The sequence below is a fragment of the Mycobacterium sp. IDR2000157661 genome (assembly GCF_022317005.1).
Classification (GTDB): Bacteria; Actinomycetota; Actinomycetes; order Mycobacteriales; family Mycobacteriaceae; genus Mycobacterium.
On record NZ_CP081006.1, the window covers coordinates 1,951,932 to 1,969,109 of the forward strand.

Consider the following 17,178-nt stretch of genomic DNA (forward strand, 5'->3'; position numbering starts at 1 on the left):
CCCGACACTGTGTAGGAGCCGCCGGTCGCCTGCACCGAAGTCGAGCATCTCGTCGGCACGCTCACCGTGAAGCGGACGGGCGAGCGGATTGGGTGACTCTCGGGTGACACCGTCGAGGTTTGGTCTTAACTACGTATGTCAATAGTAGATTGGACCGGTATCACCGTCGAAGAAGAGGGAATCGATGCTCGCCATTGCCCGCGCTCCGCTCGCGGTCCTAGCCGCCGTCACGCTCGTGTGTGCCGGTTCGGGCGTTGCCGGTGCCACGGCGGCGGACGCTGTTCGGAATAACGCCGCTGTCACCGCCATCTCTCCCGGCAACGGCCAGGTCGTGGGCATCGCCCATCCCGTCATGGTGGAGTTCGCCGCCCCGGTGCGCTATCGGCTGGCCGCGCAACGGGCAATGACGATCGAGACACCGAGCGAGGTGTCCGGGCGTTTCACATGGATGTCCGACCGGGTGATGCAGTGGGAGCCGACCACCGTCTGGCCCGCCTACACCCCGGTCTCGGTGACCGCGGGTGATCTCTCGGTGGAGTTCGACGTCGGCGCGGCGGTCACGTCGGTTGCCGACATCTCGTCGCACACGTTCACGGTCAGCATCGACGGACAGGTGGTTCGGGAGATGCCGGCGTCGCTGGGCAAGTCTGGATTCGATACTCCCGTCGGCAGTTTCACCGTTCTCGAGAAACAGCGCCGGGTCAAATTCGACTCTCGGACCATCGGAATTCCGCTCGACGACCCGGAGGGGTATCTAATCGACGGCGAGTACGCGGTGCGCATCACCTGGGGCGGCGTGTACGTGCATTCGGCGCCATGGTCGGTCGGTTCTCAGGGGTATGCCAACGTCAGCCATGGCTGCATCAACCTGAGTCCCGAGGACGCCGCATGGTATTTCGACATGGTCGGCATCGGCGATCCGGTGACCGTGCGAAGTTGACGCGCACCAGGCCGCGGCTATGTCAGGGCGGATGCATCATTCCGCCGTGCCCCATACCTCCGGGACCGCCCATGCCGCCTGGACCCATTCCGCCCATTTGACGCATCATCGCTGCCATCCCCTCATCGACGAAGCCGGTGACCTCCCGGGCGTGGGCGCGGATGGCTTCGATGACAACCGGATCGTCGGCGACCTCCTCGGCAACGACACCCTTGGCCGTCATCGTCAGATTCCGGCGATAACCCCCGGCGTTTCGAAACAACGTCGGCAGGCTGTCGCTCATACAGGTGACCTCGGCACCGTTATCGAGGTGGTTGTACATGTTCGCGACATGCTGTTGCAGTTCCGCAGTGAGCGTCGGGGAATCCGATTGGGTGGTGGTGCGCACACCGCCGGGAATCTCCTCGACCACACGGTTGATTTCACGGTGCCGATGGAACATTTGGGCGTAGGTGCGCATATCCACCGGAGTGACGCCGCCCATCATGCCCATCGCACCGCCGCCCTGTTCGTGATCGACCAACCGCATCAACGGTGCATTGGCCCCTGTCAGCCGGAGCACATACCCCAGGACAACGGCCGCTCCGCCCGCCCCGGCCGCGGCAAGGGCGGCCCGTCGCGTGATTTGACGCATCAGCGTTCTTCACCTCCGATAGCTGGCTTATCCGGATTGCGAGGATTCGAGCTCACCGCAACACGACGCGCTTCAGCCTGGCAGCGGTGGGGGTCGGCGGCGGTGACGAAGTCGGCTACGCGATCACGCGGTTGCCACATCATATACCATACCCGATGGGGTATACGCGACACGGGCTGCATCACCGGGGATGCACCAACCAACCGTGCGCTAAGGGCGACTGTGCTCGTGGAGAAGCCGCAAACGGTTCTCATAATCGGCTTCATCGATCTCGCCCCGGGCGAAGCGGTCGGCCAGAATCTCCTCAGGCACGCGGTAGTGCTGCTGCGGTGGCATCGACGCCGTGCTTCCGGAGTCCTTGGCGCCCAGGCTGACGCGGATGAGTGCAACGATGCCGACGACGACAAGCGTCCAGAACAGCACCATCCCGATACCCATGCCGGCGTAGCCCCACCAGCCCATGTCGTGGCCATACCAAAACATCACGATCGACCTCCGTAGACGTGTGTTCGATTGTGGTCGTGGACCCGCTGAGATGTCAGGGTCGATCGCAATGAGGCATAGGGACTTTTGACCCCACTCGGCCAAGCCGGCGCTCGTGTCGCTTCAAACGACCCCTTGGCGCTGTGTCATCATCGGGTCAGTGGCACAAAGTAAAGCGCAGAAAACCGACAGCGGGCTGGCGGCCCGCGTCGCAGCTCTCGCGTCAGCGGGTGCCGCGGTGATCCACATCGCTGTGACTCCGACGCACTGGCAGGAATGGGTGCTGTCGGGCATCTTCTTCGCACTGCTCGCGCTATTTCAGTTCGTGTGGGCGTGGCTGGTGGTGACGCGGCCATCGACTCCGGTGCTTGGCGCGGGGATCGTGGTGAATCTCGGGTCCGTCGCGGTATGGGCCCTGTCCCGCACCGCGGGGGTACCGTTCGGCCCCCACGCCGGTGAACCCGAACTGGTGCGTGCTGCGGGAATCTGTGCGCTCCTGCTCCAGTCCTACATCGTCATGGGAGCCGCATGGGTGTGGGTGCGAGGCCATCGATCACGATCGGTACCACGCCTCGGCTACGGCATGGTGCTGGCCGGCGCAGGCACGGTGATAGCGGTGGCGGTTGCCGTGGGAGTGGTTTCGGGCCTCCAGCACGGTCATCACTCCTCCGGCGGAGAAGCAGAGCATGGTCACCACCCGCCGGACGGCGCCGAAGAAGGTCACCACGGGGTCCCGGCACCCCCACCGGCGCCGCGTCCGGCAGCACCTCAGGATCCCGCTCAGGAACCAGCACCTGCGCACGACCACGACGACCACCACGACCACGGCTGACACGACGTGCGCGACGGGCGGGCGCTAGGCGGTCTCCGCGGTCTTGGCGGGTTCCAGCACAGACTGCGGTGTGCCGCGGGCCAGCAGCCACCACACCATCGGGTAGGCGGTGATGAACCCGAGCGTGATGCCGCCCCACATCACCAGCCAGAACGCCATCGAGGCATGGGGATACCCGAGCACGAAGGCGACGAGCAGCATCGTGGCGCCCATGCCGAGGTCGAATGCCAGGACCGCCAGGGCCGAGATCAGGGTGGCGACCCGTAGTCGCCTGCCCGACGAGGACTGCCGCCCCAATGTCACCGTCAGCGCGTGGTATTCGAAAGCGATCAGAAGAGGCAGTGCGAACACGGCGATCAGCAGGATCATCGGCCACACGTGCTCACCGGCGATTGTGATTCCGGTCAAGGTCACGATCGGCACCGCGATGGCGTGACCCACGAACGAAGCCGCGCCGCCGGGGATCACCTCGACCGCGACCTTCGCCGGCATGCCCAGCTCCGGTGCGCTGCCATGTTCACTCTGCCATTTGGGGCTCGCTGGACGGCCCCAGCGGTAGTAGGCCCAGAGTCCGAGCGGGCCGGACCAGACGGCGGTGATCGGCCACACGAGCTCCATGCCTCGTACTCGTTGGCGATACCCGCCCACATAGGTGTCAACGAGGATCCAGGCGGCAAAGAGTAGTCCGGCGACGGTGTAGATCCAGGCGAAAACCGTCACCCAGGTGGGGATTACCGCGACCTGCAGGTGAACCATGTGGTCATCCATCGCACGCCCTCTCCTTGAGGTGTCACTAGATAGAGCTCTTCCGCATAGCGGCCGACGCAGTCACCGATGCGGCGCTCCGCGGCCGGCCTCATCACGAGGCACGCGCGATACTTCTCCGTATCTACTACGTAGGTATACAGCTAGGAATTCGCACGGTCAAGCAGTGAAGACGGCGCGCCGAGCCGATGAAGGGGACCGGCAACCCCTATTGCATCCCGCACATCAGCAGTCCGGATGCGGCCATGGCAGCAATCAACACCGGTCCAGCGGCGATCACGGTCATCGTGCCCGTCAGCGCGGCCGCACAGCGCCGGTGTGCCGGCGCTCCGCGGGAAGAGGTGAGGCGGTGGGCGCGTTCGAGAACCGCGACATCGGCCGCTCCGAGGGCGCCGGCGGGGGTGGCACCCGACATGGCGAGCAAGCCGGCCAACAATGGTTGTCGACCGTGACGTCTGGCAGCAGTGTCATCGGCGCACATCTCCAATAGTCGGGAAATATGTTCGGCGCCTTCGGTAATCAGTTTCACGCGTGGGAGGGCCTTGGCGAGCACCCGCAGGGCGGCGACGACCTGGGGGTGGTACCCGGCAAGGTGGGCGCGCTCGTGAGCGATTACGGCCTCTAACTGCTCTTCGTTCAGGGCAACCACGGCGGCGCTCGTCACCACGATCGCGGGCGGGCGAGCGGACACGCAGTAGGCGGCGGGTTCGTCGGCGTCGAGAACCAGAACATCCGGCGCGGCGGTACGCCTGCCCACCACGCGTACGGCCTCGGCGTGTCGATGCGAGCGTCGACGCATGGCGGTGAGCGTGGCAGCAAGCCGGGCCGCGGTGGCCATCACGAGCACGGCAGCGGCAATCGCGGCGCCCAGCAGGGCGAGTCGGGGAAGTGTGCCGGCCTGACCGGTCGCGATGACTCGGATCTGGGCGACACACGATGCGATGAGGTACTGACGATGGTCCCAGTGGTTGACAAGCTGGGCGAGCAGGGCTGCCACGGCTGCCACACCGCTGATCAGCATGGTGGCGATGGCGGTCAGCCAGGCCGCCACGCCGAGGCGCGGAAGCTGCGCGCTGCGGGTCAGGCGGCGTAACACGGGAGGCCCGACGAGGAGCACCACGAGGCCGTAGAGCAGTAGGCACGCCGCGACGGTCACCGGCGCCCCGCCCGCCTCGACAACCGTCGCAGTGCTGCGCGCAACCCGGCGGACTCCTCGGCGTTCATCTGCTCGACGAAGTGGCTGAGCACCAGATCGGGCCGGCCCCCACCCTCGAGCGCCTCGCGCATCAGGCGCGCGCTGTGCTCTTCGCGCGAGAGCGTCGGCCAGTACCGATACGCCTTGCCGTCGCGCTCGCGCGCGAGCCAGCCCTTGCCGTGCAGGTTGTCCATCGTCGACATCACCGTGGTGTATGCGATGTCCCGCTCGACGGAGAGTTCGTCGAACACGTCTCGCACGGTAGTCGAGCCGGTCGCCTCACGATCCCAAATGCGGTCCATGATGACCGCTTCGAGCTCACCGAACCCTCGTACCCGCATGCCTGCCTCCCCGGCGCTTGTCTCTGGGCAGTGTACTTGCTCGCGCGCGCCTGACGTCGGCATTGCCACCCAGATGTACTATCTACGTACATAGACCGTAGAAAGTCGGAGCGTGGTCCGTTCGCAGGAAGGAGTCGATGCCGTGCAGTCGTGCCCACCCCGTCAGGGAGTGCCGACATGACAAGCCATCGCGATGGTCCGGGTGCCGTGGTGGTCGGCGCAGGCGTCAGCGGCCTCACCACGGCGCTGGTGCTGGCCCGCCGCGGGTGGCGGGTGAGTGTCGTCGCCGACCGTTTCGGCGCCGGGACGGTCACCACCGTCGCCGGTGCGGTCTGGGAACTGCCGCCCTCGGTGTGCGGACGTCACCACAGCCAGGCCGTGCTGACGCGCTCGGCGGACTGGGCGATGGTCTCCTATCACCGGTTCGCGCAGCTCGTAGCCGACCCACACGCTGGGGTGAGCCTTCGGCCTGCGGTGTTCTACTTTCGGCATCGCGTCACAGACCACACGGGCGAACACGACAAGATGCGCCAGCTCCAAATGCAGGTCCCCGGCTTCGTCCACGACGCGACACTGATCGACGCATACGGTGTCAACCGCGAAATCGGGCTGGTCGATGCGTACTCCTACCTTGCGCCGACCGTCGACACCGAGCGCTACTTGACGTGGTTGGGCACCCAGGCCGAGGCGGCGGGCGTGCAGGTCGTGCATGGCGCGGTGACGGGCTCGCTGGTCGCTGAGCAGGATCGGCTGTGTTCGGACTTCGCGGCCGAGGTGATCGTGAACTGCACCGGCCTGGGGGCCGTCAGCCTCGCCGCCGATACCGCGATGGACCCGCACCGCGGGGCCTTGCTGCGGATGGTGAACGACGGGGCCACGATGCCGCGGATCACGGCCGTCCATGCGGTCGCCAACGACGCCGACACCGACGCACAGAACATGATCTTCATCGTCCCCCGCGGCGAGGACCGGCTTCTCATCGGTGGATTGGTCGAACCCGGTGAGTGGGACACCGATCTCAGCCTGGACGACCCGCGTATCCGTGACATGTTCGATCGAGCGGTCGAGTTCCTGCCGATCCTTCGGGCCGCTCAACCGGACCCGGTTGATCCCTTGCGCACCGGGTTGCGCCCGTTCCGCGCCGGTGGCGTGCGCCTGGAGGCCCAACCGGGCACCCGGGTCGTGCACAACTACGGGCACGGCGGCGCCGGGGTGACGTTGTCGTGGGGGTGCGCCGAGCAGGTTGCCGACATCGCCGAAACCGTCGCGGCCGCCACGGTGGTCTGAGACACGCATCGGACTGCCTCGCGGCGGCTACGGCGCTGACCTCATCGCTGTTCACACACCACGGCGCCGAGGCGCCACCCCTGCCGCCGACTCTGTCGGCCGAACCACCGCACACCGGGAAAGCGTTGACAGAATGCACGATTGACTTCCAGATGGGGATGGGCATGGGAAGTCGCGGTATGACGTACACCATCGACGGACGACCCGCCCGCGCTAGATTGGCAGCTGTGCGGCTCCTGCTGATCGCCGATACCCACGTTCCCAAGCGCGCCAAGGATCTGCCAGCTCCGGTGTGGGAGGAAGTGTCGACTGCCGACGTCGTCATCCACGCCGGAGACTGGGTGGAACCCATGCTGCTCGACGAACTCGACGCGCGCGCCACACGACTGGTGGCGTGCTGGGGCAACAACGACGGCGCCGAACTGCGACGGCGGCTACCCGAACGCGCCGACGTGACGCTCAATGGCCTACGGTTCACCGTCGTCCACGAGACCGGGGCGGCGGCCGGACGCGAGGCGCGGATGGCCAGGCAGTACCCCGACACCGACGTGCTGGTGTTCGGGCACAGTCACATCCCGTGGGACACCACCGCGAAAAGCGGCCTGCGCCTGCTCAATCCCGGCTCGCCCACCGACCGGCGCAGGCAACCGCACTGCACCTACATGACTGCCACCGTGCGCAATTCCGCGCTGTCGGACGTGGTGCTGCATCGGTTGGACCGCCGTGCGTGAGCGGCCCGCCCGCGTGGCCGACGTGCATGCGATCGCCGCGTCGATGCCGCACACCAAGCGCATCGAGGGACCGAAGGGCAACGCGATCTATCAGGTCGGCGGCAAGTCGTTCGTGTTCTTCCGTACCCCTCAGCCCGACGCCGAGGACCCCGAAACCGGCGAACGCTATGCCGACGTGATCATGATCTGGGTGGAGTCGGAGATGGACAAGTTGGCGCTCGTCCAGGACCGGGCGTCGCCGTTCTTCACCACCGATCGGTTCGACGGTCACCCCTCGGTTCTGGTGCGCGCCAGCAGATTGGGCGAGGTCGGCACGGCCGAGCTCACCGAACTCATCCAGGATGCGTGGCTGTCGCGGGCGTCGCGCCGCCGGGCCGAGGCGTGGCTGGCCGAACACAAGGTGTAGAGCACGGCGCGTGTGGGCACGGTCAAGGGTTCGACGTTCGTGACCTAAGTCCCCTCCGCGTGCACGCGTGGCTCAATATGGTGTGGCCATGCAACCCAAGCCGCCCACCGCCGCCATCGAGTCCGCCCACCGTGACCACCTGAGCATCCTCCCGTTCGACGACACCACCGACTTCGGAAACGCCGACCGCGGATTCATCGGGGCGCTGAACCCCTGCGTCGTCACGGCCGCAGACGGTCGCGTGGTCTGGGACAACGACCTGTACGCCTTCCTCGATTCGCAGGCGCCCACCTCCGTGCACCCGAGCCTGTGGCGGCAGAGCCAACTGTCGGCCAAACAGGGCCTTTACGAAGTGGTCGAGGGCATCTACCAGGTTCGCGGTCTCGACCTGTCCAACATCAGTTTCATCGAAGGCAACACCGGCGTCATCGTCATCGATCCGCTGATCTCCACCGAAACCGCCGCGGCCGCCTTGGCGCTCTATCGCAGGCACCGCGGTGATCGTGAGGTCACCGCGGTCATCTACACGCACAGCCACGTCGACCACTTCGGCGGCGTGCTGGGCGTGACGACACAGGACGACGTCGACACCGGCCGTGTCGTCATCATCGCTCCCGAGCACTTCACCGAGCACGCGGTCCAGGAGAACGTTTACGCGGGCACCGCGATGGCTCGCCGCGCCGGTTACATGTACGGCGCTGCGCTGCAACGGGGCACGCAGGGACAGGTCGGCTGCGGGTTGGGGCAGAACACGTCCACCGGCGAGGTCGCGCTGATCGTGCCGACCCTCGACATCCGGGAGACCGGCGAGACGCACACCATCGACGGCGTGGAGATCGAGTTCCAGATGGCGCCCGGCACCGAGGCGCCCGCCGAGATGCATTTCTACTTCCCGAGGTACCGCGCTCTGTGCATGGCCGAGAACGCCACCCACAACCTCCACAACCTGCTGACCCTGCGCGGGGCGTTGGTGCGAGACCCGCACCGCTGGGCCGGTTACCTGACCGAGGCCATCGACACCTTCGCCGACCGCACCGACGTCGTGTTCGCCTCGCACCACTGGCCGACATGGGGCCGCGACGACATCGTCGAGTACCTGTCCCTGCAACGGGATCTGTACGCCTACCTGCACGACCAGACGCTGCGCCAGTTGAATCAGGGCTACACCGGGATCGAGATCGCCGAGACCTTCCAGATGCCGCCGGCGCTGGATAAGGCCTGGCACACCCACGGCTACTACGGGTCGGTCAACCACAACGTCAAGGCGGTCTACCAGCGGTACATGGGCTGGTTCGACGGCAACCCCGGCCGGCTGTGGGCCCACCCGCCGGAAGCCATCGGACCGCGCTACGTCGAGGCCATCGGCGGCATCGACCGGGTGGTGGAGATCGCACGCGCGGCGTTCGACGGTGGCGACTTTCGTTGGGCAGCAACCTTACTCGACCATGCTGTGTTCACCGACGAGAACCACGTCGCCGCGCGCGAGCTTTACGCCGACACCCTCGAGCAGATGGCGTACGGCGCCGAGAACGCCGTGTGGCGCAACTTCTTCCTCTCCGGTGCCACGGAATTGCGCGACGGGAAGTTCGGAACGCCGACGTCGAGCGCGTCGCCGTCGATGCTGGCTCAGCTCACTCCGGAGCAGATCTTCGACGCGCTCGCCATCAACGTCAACGGCCCGCGCGCCTGGGATCTGGACCTGGCCGTCGATATCGGCTTCCTCGACACCGAATCCAACTACCGCCTCACGCTGCGCAACGGCGTGCTGGTCTACCGACGCGTGCCCGCGGACGAGGGCACCGCCCACGCCACGGTGACGTTGGCGAACAAGATGCGGCTGTTGGCGCTGGCCTGGGGCGACAACAGCTCGCCGGGAGTGGAGATCAGCGGAGACGCCGCCGCGCTGCAGTCGTTGCTCGGTGTGCTGGACCGCCCCGATCCGGGTTTCGACATCGTGACCCCATAGCGGCGATCCCTTTCGCCGCCCAAGAGTGGCGCGCTCACACCCCTACGGGATGCCACCGTCGACGCGGATGGTCGAGCCGCTGGTGTAGCTCGAGGCGTCCGACATCAAATACAGTGCGGCGCCGATGATCTCGGGCGGTTCACCGAGCCGCTTCAGGGCGAAGTGCTGCGCGCCCTTCGTCGTCGCGGGGATGTCCCACGCCTTGCTGATGTCGGTGAGGAACGGGCCGGGCATCAGCGTGTTGACCCGCACCGTAGGGCCGAACGCCAATGCGAGGCCCTCGGTCAGCGCGTTGAGCCCCGCCTTGGCCGCCGAGTAGGGCAGCTGCTCGGGCTTGGGCCGGCGTGACCCGCTGGAGCTGACGTTGACGATCGACCCGCCGCCGTCGGCGACCATCCGCGCGCCGACCAACGTCGACAACCGGAACGGGCCCTTGAGGTTCAGGTTCACCACCGCGTCGAACAGCTTCTCGGTGACCGATCCCAGCGACTCGTACAGCGGCGACATGCCGGCGTTGTTTATCAGCACGTCCACCCTGCCGAACCGGTCATAGGCCGCATCGACCAGCCCGTCGAGCTCGTCCCACCGACCGACGTGCACCGCGTAGGGCAACGCGCTGCGACCGGTGGCTGCGGCGATCTCCTCGGCGGTGGCCACGCAGGAGTCGTACTTGCGGCTTGCGATGACCACGTCGGCGCCACAGCGAGCGGCCGCCATCGCCATCTCTTTGCCGAGCCCGCGACTGCCGCCGGTGACCAGCACGACGCGGTCGGTGAGGTCGAAGAGTTCGTCCGCGTAACCCCGTGAAGTCATGGTCATATGGTGGCACGGTGCAGTTGCTCATCATTCGACACGCGCTGCCCCTGCGCAGCGAGCCGGGCCAGGGTTCGGATCCCCACCTCTCCGAAGAGGGGATCGAGCAGGCCAAACGGCTGCCCGAGGCGCTGGCGCGCTTCCCGATCTCCCGGCTGGTCAGCAGCCCGCAGCGACGGGCGATCCAGACTGCCCAGCCCGTCGCCGACGCCCTGGGCCTGACGATCGACGTCGACGAGCGCCTCGCCGAATACGACTACGGGCTGTCGCACTACGTGCCGATCGAAGAGGCGTCAGAGGAGGACGTGCAGCGCCTCATCGCCGGGCGCCTGCCCGGCAACGTCGACGAGGACGCCTTCAAGGAGCGGGTCAACGCCGGAGTCGCCGACATCGTCGCCGCCGCCGACCATGAGGACACCGTCGCACTGTTCAGCCACGGCGGCGTCATCAATGCGCTGGTGCACACCATCATGCAGACCGAGCGACTGCTCTGCGTCCAGGTCGACTACGCCGGCGTCACCCGTGTGCTGTCGTCGCGCACGGGCAAGCTGGGCGTCGCGTCGGTCAACGGCACCGAACACGTATGGGACCTGCTGCCGCGGAACCTCCGCTGGTGAGCGCTTGCGCGAACCGCCCATCCCGACCGGTGGTAGACATCTTCTGATGACCGACTCACCCGAAGGCCTCGACCTCGACGCCCTGGACCGTCACCTGCGCGCGGAGGGCATCGCACGCTCCGGCGACCTGCGCGCCGAATTGATCTCCGGCGGCCGGTCCAACCTGACGTTCCTGGTGGCCGACGACGAGTCGAAGTGGGTGCTGCGCAGGCCACCGTTGCACGGGCTGACACCGTCGGCCCACGACATGGCCCGCGAGTACCGCGTCGTCGCCGCGCTGCAGAACACAGCGGTTCCGGTCGCCCGAGCGGTCACCATGCGCAACGACGACGCGGTGCTCGGGGCACCGTTTCAGATGGTCCAATACGTTGCGGGCCGCGTCATCCGCCACACCAGCGAGCTCGCGGAACTGGGCGGCAAGGCCGAGGTCGACGCCTGCGTCGACGCGCTGATCGAGGTCCTCGCCGACCTGCACGCCATCGATCCCGAGGAGGTCGGGCTCGGCGACTTCGGCAGGCCCACCGGGTATCTGGAGCGGCAGGTCAAGCGCTGGGGCGGCCAGTGGGAGCTGGTGCGCCGCGAGGACGACGAACGCGACGCCGACGTCAAGTCGCTGCATTCGGCGCTCGGTGAGGCGGTCCCGGCGCAGAGCCGCAGTTCGATCGTGCACGGCGACTACCGCATCGACAACACGATGCTCGACGCGACCGACGGCACCAAGGTGCTCGCGGTGCTGGACTGGGAGATGTCCACGCTGGGTGACCCCATCAGCGATGCAGCCCTGATGTGCGTCTACCGCCACCCGATGTTCAACCTCGTGCACGCCGACGCCGCGTGGGCCTCGCCGCTGATCCCGCCCGCCGACGAGCTCGCGCAGCGGTATTCGGTGGCGTCGGGTCAGTCGCTGGACCACTGGGAGTTCTACATGGGGCTGGCCTACTTCAAGCTGGCCATCATCGCCGCGGGCATCGCGTATCGCGGCCGGGTGGGCGGCGCGGCGCCGGACTTCGTCACCATGGTCGACGATGCGGTCGCCCCGTTGATCGCCGCGGGACTGGCCGCGCTGAAAGGCTGACGTGCGCAGGCTGGTGCGTGTCGCACTCGGCGTCCTCGTCGTGGCGCTGGTCGCGTTGACGGTGCTGAACCACACGTGGGCCAAGCTGCCGCCGATGCCGCAGGCCGACGGTGAATTCCTCAACCTGCACGGCAGGCAGATCCATTACGCCGAGCGACCCGGGCCCGGGGTTCCCGTCGTGCTCATCCACGGCTTGCCGGGCACCCACAAGGACTTCGAACCGATCATTCCGAAAATGAGTGGCCTGCATTCGATCTCATTCGACCGCCCGGGCTTCGGCTGGTCGCGCGGCGGCTGGTTGCCGTTCCAGGAGCAGGTGGATATGGTGCACCAACTCCTGGCCGAACGCCGATTGGGCCCGGCCGTCGTGGTGGGCCACTCGTTCGGCGCCGTGGTGGCGATGGGTCTCGCGCGACGCTATCCGCGCGACGTCGCCAGGATGGTTCTCGTTGCGCCGGGTGCGGGAGGACTGCGCTCAGCGACAGCCGATCTCCTCCAAGCCCGCTATATCGAGTTCAGTCAACTGCCGGTCATCAGTGCGGTCATCGACGCCGTCGCCGGAGACGTCTTCAAGCGGATATCGGCGACCTCGGGTGCGGCGCACGCGTTCGAGCCCCACGATGTAGACCCGGGCTATGAGCAGCGGCTCATGCCGGTCACGATGACGCCCGGCAACCTGCGCGCATTCGCTCATGAGCAATTCGAATTCGACGCCACCTCGGCCTGGCTCGACGAAAACGTCGACCAGATAACGGTGCCGTCGGTGATCATCGGCGCCGAGGATGATCAGCTGGTGGGCATCGGGCACGCCCGCCGGCTGGCCGAGACTCTTCCCCACACCGAACTGGTCACCGTCGAGGGTGGTCACATGATTCCCTACAGCCACCCCGACGTGGTCGTCGGCGAAATCCGCCGAGCTGTTGCGCAACGTTGATCGCCGAAAGACAAAGCGCTACCGAGTGGCCGCCTTGTAGTTCTTCTTCGCCGCGCGGCGCAGCTGGACCATGCGCGCCGCCCCGGCCAGTGCGGTGATCAGGCCGCCGCACACGGCAGCCAGCAGGATCGCCACGCCCAGCGGCAGGTTCCACTGCCAGCCGAGGAAGGCGAACTGAGCAGACTCGGTGTTCTGCGCGATGAAGATCAGCAGCACGATCAGGATGAGGAAGCCGCCGATCACCGAAGCCCACAACGCGGCCGCGCGGGTGAAATGGACCTGTTTGACCGACGCCGAGGAGTGGCCGTCGGTCTCGGAGTCCTGCGGCGGAACGGGCGGGCCGGGATTGGGAGCATCGTAGGGCTCTGGCTCGTGTCGCCCTGTCGGCCCATGCGGATCGGTGCTCATGTGTTCAATACTGCCCCTTCTGCCTGCGGTCGAACCGCTTTCGACGGTCACGGTCCGGTCAAGCCGAGCCAAACAGGGGCGTAGCTGCGGCGATGTCGATACTGTCGGGTCCATGACCTTGATGCCGCGACGCCGGCGAGGCCCCTTCGTTGCGGCGGTGGTTTCCGTTCTCGCCCTGCTGATGGCCGCCTGCGGAAGCTCGAACCCGCTCGGTGGCGGGGAGATCTCCGGTGACCTCAAGACCATCGCCGTGGGGTCGGCCGACTTCACCGAATCGAAGATCATCGCCGAGATCTACGCCCAGGCGCTGGAGGCCAACGATTTCAGCGTGCGCCGCCAGTTCGGCATCGGCAGCCGCGAGACCTACATCCCGGCGGTGCGGGACCACTCCATCGACCTCATTCCCGAATACACCGGAAATCTGTTGCAGTACTTCGACGAGGACGCCACCGCGACCACCCCGGACGCCGTGCTGCTGGCACTGCTGCGGGTGCTGCCCGGCGACCTGTCGATCCTGTATCCCTCGCCCGCGGAGGACAAGGACACCCTGGCGGTGACCGAGGCGACCGCGCAGCGGTGGAATCTCAAGACCATCGCTGACCTCGCCGCGCATTCCGCTGAGGTGAAAGTCGGTGCGCCGTCGGAATTTCAGACCCGCGTCACCGGACTGGTCGGGTTGAAGGAAAAGTACGGCCTCGACATCGCACCGGCCGATTTCGTGGCCATCAGCGATGGCGGCGGTCCGGCGACCGTGCAGGCGCTGAACAGTGGGGCGATCACCGCGGCCAACATCTTCAGCACCTCGCCGGCGATCGAGCAGAACGACCTGGTGGTGCTCGAGGATCCGGAGAACGTCTTCCTGGCCGCCAACGTGGTGCCGCTGGTGGCGTCGCAGAAGAAGTCGACCGAACTCAAGACCGTGCTCGACGCAGTCAGCGCCCAACTGACCACCGAGGCACTGATCGAACTCAACACCTCCGTGGAGGGCAACCGAGGCGTCGACCCCGACGAGGCGGCCCAGAAATGGGTGCGCGAGCACGGATTCGACCAGCCGGTGCCGCGATGAGCGCTTGCGCGAAGAGCAGAGGACTAGCGTGATCACCTTCACCAACGTCACGAAGAAGTATCCGGACGGCACCGTCGCGGTCGACGACCTGACACTCGACGTGCCCGAGGGCACGCTCGCGGTGTTCGTCGGTCCGTCCGGCTGCGGCAAGACCACCTCGATGCGGATGATCAACCGGATGATCGAACCGACGTCGGGCACGCTGACCGTCGGCGGCGCCGACATCAGCGACGTCGACCCGGTCAAGTTGCGTCTCGGCATCGGCTACGTCATCCAGAGTGCGGGGCTGATGCCGCATCTGCGAGTCGTCGACAACGTCGCCACCGTTCCGGTGCTGCGGGGCCAATCCCGGCGCAGCGCACGTAAATCCGCGCTCGAGGTGATGGAGCGCGTCGGGCTGGACCCGAAACTCGCCGACCGGTACCCCGCCCAGCTCTCGGGCGGGCAGCAACAGCGCGTCGGCGTGGCGCGGGCGCTGGCCGCCGACCCGCCCATCCTGTTGATGGACGAACCGTTCAGCGCCGTCGACCCGGTGGTGCGCGAGGACCTGCAGACCGAGATCCTGCGCCTGCAGAATGAATTGCACAAGACGATCGTCTTCGTCACCCACGACATCGACGAGGCGGTCAAGATCGGCGACAAAGTCGCGGTGTTCGGCCGGGGCGGCGTGCTCGAGCAGTACGCCGAGCCGGCCTTCGTGCTGTCGAACCCGGCCAACGAGCACGTATCGGGGTTCGTCGGCGCCGACCGCGGCTACCGGGCTCTGCAGTTCTTCCGGGCGACGGGGCTGCCACTGCACGACATCGCGCACACCGCCGAGGACCGTGTCGACGGTCTTGAGCTCGGCCCCGGCGAGTGGGCGCTGGTGACCAAGACCGACGGCACGCCGTACGCGTGGATCAACGCCGACGGCGTCGCCGTGCACCGCGGCGGGAAGAGCCTGTACGACAGCACCATCGGCGGCGGATCGCTGTTCCGCCCCGCGGGCAACCTGCGCCAGGCGCTCGATGCGGCACTGTCGTCTCCCAGCGGCCTCGGCGTCGCGGTCGACGAGTCGGGCCGGGTGCTCGGCGGGGTGCGCGCCGACGACGTGCTGGCCGCGCTCGACAGGCAGCGCCGACTGCCGGAACTGGGTTGACAGCATGCGCTATCTGCTCACTCACCTCGACGACCTGTGGGCGCTGACGCTCATTCACCTGCGCCTGTCGCTGATCCCGATCGTGCTGGGCCTGCTGATCGCCGTCCCCATCGGGGCGCTGGTGCAGCGGACCACCGTGCTGCGCCGGCTGACGACCGTCACCGCGAGCATCGTGTTCACCATCCCCTCGCTGGCGTTGTTCGTTGTGCTGCCGCTGATCATCCCGACGCGCATCCTCGACGAGGCCAACGTCATCGTGGCGCTGACGCTCTACACATGTGCGCTGTTGGTGCGCGCGGTGCCCGAGGCACTCGACGCGGTGCCCGAACCGGTGCGTGACGCCGCCACCGCGGTCGGCTACCGGCCGCTGACCCGCTTACTGAAAGTAGAACTGCCGCTTGCTGTTCCGGTACTCATCGCCAGCCTGCGCGTCATCGCCGTCACCAACATCTCAATGGTGGCGGTGGGCTCGGTGATCGGCATCGGCGGGCTGGGCACCTGGTTCACCGAGGGCTACCAGGCCAACAAGAGCGAACAGATCGTCGCGGGCATCATCGCCATCTTCGTGCTGGCGATCGTGGTGGACACCCTCATCATGTTGCTGGGCAAGGCGCTCACCCCTTGGACCCGTACGAATCGTGCGCCCCGAGCGTCTCGCACCGGTCGCGCGAAGGCGGTTCCCGCATGAGCCCGATGACCTTCCTGACCGATGCGCTGGCCTTCATCTTCACCGCGGAGAACTGGGGCGGGCCTGCCGGCCTGACCGCCCGCATCCTCGAGCACCTGCAGTACACCGCGGTCGCGCTGTTCTTCTCGGCACTGATCGCGGTTCCGATCGGCATGCTGATCGGCCACACCGGCCGCGGCACCTTCCTGGTGGTGACCGGCGTCAACGCGCTGCGCGCGCTGCCGACGCTCGGGGTGCTGCTGCTCGGGGTGCTGCTGTGGGGGCTGGGGCTGGTGCCGCCGACGGTGGCCCTGATGCTGCTCGGCATTCCGCCGTTGCTGGCCGGCACCTACGCCGGGATCGCGAACGTGGACCGCGCCGTCGTCGACGCCGCCCGGTCGATGGGCATGACGGAGCGACGCATCCTGCTGCGCGTGGAGACGCCCATCGCGCTGCCGCTGATCCTCGGCGGTCTGCGTACGGCCACTCTGCAGATCGTTGCGACCGCGACGATCGCCGCCTACGCCAGCCTGGGCGGGCTGGGCCGGTACCTGATCGACGGCATCAAGGTGCGGCAGTTCTCGCTGGCGCTGGTGGGCGCGCTGATGGTGACGGCCGTGGCGTTGCTGCTCGACGCCGCGCTGGCGTTCGCGGTGTGGGCGTCGGCGCCGGGCACCGGCCGGTTGCAGAAATTGCGGAGCATGCCGCAGCCGTTGCTGGGTGACGAAGTCGCTCTCGAATCGCGTCCGCGCGCAACATCACACGGCCGGGCGAAAGGCGCCACCGAAGCACGTTACGAACGAGGGGATCCTTCGCCTACGGTATAGGGGTGAGTGAAGCAGTCGGCTCCGATGCCGCGGGACACGCCTGGCCGGCGATC

General features: G+C 67.1%; 20 protein-coding genes. 13 read left to right on the forward strand and 7 right to left on the reverse strand.

Going from position 1 to position 17,178, the window contains the following annotated elements; genetic code table 11:
• Positions 1–184: 184 nt before the first annotated feature.
• On the forward strand, positions 185–940 hold the full coding sequence (locus K3G64_RS10410; RefSeq protein ID WP_238949649.1) for a L,D-transpeptidase: 756 nt from the start codon (positions 185–187) through the stop codon (positions 938–940).
• A gap of 22 nt (positions 941–962) precedes the next feature.
• On the opposite strand, the gene K3G64_RS10415 is transcribed toward K3G64_RS10410, so the two are convergent.
• Positions 963–1,574, reverse strand: a complete 612-nt coding sequence (locus K3G64_RS10415; RefSeq protein WP_238949654.1) for a hypothetical protein — start codon at positions 1,572–1,574, stop codon at positions 963–965.
• Between the two features lie 210 nt (positions 1,575–1,784).
• Positions 1,785–2,057, reverse strand: coding sequence for an SHOCT domain-containing protein (locus tag K3G64_RS10420; RefSeq protein ID WP_370647182.1), 273 nt, complete (start codon positions 2,055–2,057; stop codon positions 1,785–1,787).
• A 160-nt stretch (positions 2,058–2,217) separates the two neighbouring features.
• Between K3G64_RS10420 and K3G64_RS10425 the strand changes: the two genes are divergently transcribed.
• Entirely contained in the window at positions 2,218–2,889 is a 672-nt protein-coding gene (locus K3G64_RS10425) for a hypothetical protein (protein WP_238949658.1), read from the forward strand.
• 24 nt (positions 2,890–2,913) lie between these two features.
• Here K3G64_RS10425 and K3G64_RS10430 read toward each other — a convergent pair whose 3' ends face one another.
• From K3G64_RS10430 to K3G64_RS10440, 3 genes are all read right to left on the reverse strand, one after another.
• Positions 2,914–3,657 (reverse strand): DUF4396 domain-containing protein, encoded by a 744-nt coding sequence (locus K3G64_RS10430; RefSeq protein ID WP_238949659.1) that lies wholly within the window; start codon positions 3,655–3,657, stop codon positions 2,914–2,916.
• Between the two features lie 205 nt (positions 3,658–3,862).
• Positions 3,863–4,810: a M56 family metallopeptidase gene (locus K3G64_RS10435; RefSeq protein ID WP_238949660.1), complete on the reverse strand. Its 948-nt coding sequence runs from the start codon at positions 4,808–4,810 to the stop codon at positions 3,863–3,865.
• Positions 4,807–5,190, reverse strand: coding sequence for a BlaI/MecI/CopY family transcriptional regulator (locus K3G64_RS10440; protein ID WP_238949661.1), 384 nt, complete (start codon positions 5,188–5,190; stop codon positions 4,807–4,809). The genes K3G64_RS10435 and K3G64_RS10440 overlap by 4 nt, the downstream gene beginning before the upstream one ends.
• A gap of 177 nt (positions 5,191–5,367) precedes the next feature.
• On the opposite strand from K3G64_RS10440, the gene K3G64_RS10445 reads away from it, so the two are divergent.
• From K3G64_RS10445 to K3G64_RS10460, 4 genes are all read left to right on the forward strand, one after another.
• Complete coding sequence (locus tag K3G64_RS10445) at positions 5,368–6,477, forward strand: FAD-dependent oxidoreductase (RefSeq protein ID WP_238949662.1); 1,110 nt, start codon at positions 5,368–5,370, stop codon at positions 6,475–6,477.
• Between the two features lie 227 nt (positions 6,478–6,704).
• Positions 6,705–7,208, forward strand: coding sequence for a metallophosphoesterase family protein (locus tag K3G64_RS10450; protein ID WP_238949663.1), 504 nt, complete (start codon positions 6,705–6,707; stop codon positions 7,206–7,208).
• On the forward strand, positions 7,201–7,614 hold the full coding sequence (locus K3G64_RS10455) for an MmcQ/YjbR family DNA-binding protein (protein ID WP_238949665.1): 414 nt from the start codon (positions 7,201–7,203) through the stop codon (positions 7,612–7,614). Before K3G64_RS10450 ends, K3G64_RS10455 begins: the two co-directional genes overlap by 8 nt.
• An 82-nt stretch (positions 7,615–7,696) precedes the next feature.
• Entirely contained in the window at positions 7,697–9,580 is a 1,884-nt protein-coding gene (locus K3G64_RS10460; RefSeq protein WP_238950586.1) for an alkyl/aryl-sulfatase, read from the forward strand.
• Positions 9,581–9,622: 42 nt separating this feature from the next.
• Here the strand turns inward: K3G64_RS10460 and K3G64_RS10465 are convergent, their stop codons facing one another.
• Entirely contained in the window at positions 9,623–10,393 is a 771-nt protein-coding gene (locus tag K3G64_RS10465) for an SDR family NAD(P)-dependent oxidoreductase (RefSeq protein ID WP_238949677.1), read from the reverse strand.
• A gap of 17 nt (positions 10,394–10,410) precedes the next feature.
• On the opposite strand from K3G64_RS10465, the gene K3G64_RS10470 reads away from it, so the two are divergent.
• The 3 genes from K3G64_RS10470 to K3G64_RS10480 are packed head-to-tail and all read left to right on the forward strand — an operon-like array spanning position 10,411 to position 13,019.
• Positions 10,411–11,010, forward strand: a complete 600-nt coding sequence (locus tag K3G64_RS10470) for a histidine phosphatase family protein (RefSeq protein WP_238949679.1) — start codon at positions 10,411–10,413, stop codon at positions 11,008–11,010.
• Between the two features lie 46 nt (positions 11,011–11,056).
• Positions 11,057–12,085 carry a phosphotransferase family protein gene (locus K3G64_RS10475; RefSeq protein WP_238949680.1) on the forward strand — a complete coding sequence of 343 codons (1,029 nt, stop codon included), beginning with the start codon at positions 11,057–11,059 and terminating at the stop codon, positions 12,083–12,085.
• A 1-nt stretch (position 12,086) separates the two neighbouring features.
• Positions 12,087–13,019: an alpha/beta fold hydrolase gene (locus tag K3G64_RS10480; protein ID WP_238949682.1), complete on the forward strand. Its 933-nt coding sequence runs from the start codon at positions 12,087–12,089 to the stop codon at positions 13,017–13,019.
• A gap of 18 nt (positions 13,020–13,037) precedes the next feature.
• Here the strand turns inward: K3G64_RS10480 and K3G64_RS10485 are convergent, their stop codons facing one another.
• Positions 13,038–13,427 carry a LapA family protein gene (locus tag K3G64_RS10485; RefSeq protein WP_238949686.1) on the reverse strand — a complete coding sequence of 130 codons (390 nt, stop codon included), beginning with the start codon at positions 13,425–13,427 and terminating at the stop codon, positions 13,038–13,040.
• 121 nt (positions 13,428–13,548) lie between these two features.
• Between K3G64_RS10485 and K3G64_RS10490 the strand changes: the two genes are divergently transcribed.
• Genes K3G64_RS10490 through K3G64_RS10505 form a run of 4 tightly spaced genes read left to right on the forward strand, consistent with a single transcriptional unit; the run spans position 13,549 to position 17,125 of the window.
• The gene (locus K3G64_RS10490; RefSeq protein WP_238950587.1) at positions 13,549–14,493 is read left to right on the forward strand and encodes an ABC transporter substrate-binding protein; all 945 of its coding nucleotides are present in this window, start codon (positions 13,549–13,551) and stop codon (positions 14,491–14,493) included.
• Positions 14,494–14,521: 28 nt separating this feature from the next.
• Complete coding sequence (locus K3G64_RS10495; protein WP_238949687.1) at positions 14,522–15,631, forward strand: ABC transporter ATP-binding protein; 1,110 nt, start codon at positions 14,522–14,524, stop codon at positions 15,629–15,631.
• 4 nt (positions 15,632–15,635) lie between these two features.
• A complete protein-coding gene (locus K3G64_RS10500) occupies positions 15,636–16,319 on the forward strand; it encodes an ABC transporter permease (protein ID WP_238949688.1) in 684 nt (227 codons plus the stop codon).
• Positions 16,320–16,324: 5 nt separating this feature from the next.
• Entirely contained in the window at positions 16,325–17,125 is an 801-nt protein-coding gene (locus tag K3G64_RS10505) for an ABC transporter permease (RefSeq protein WP_238950588.1), read from the forward strand.
• The last annotated feature ends 53 nt before the right edge of the window (positions 17,126–17,178 follow it).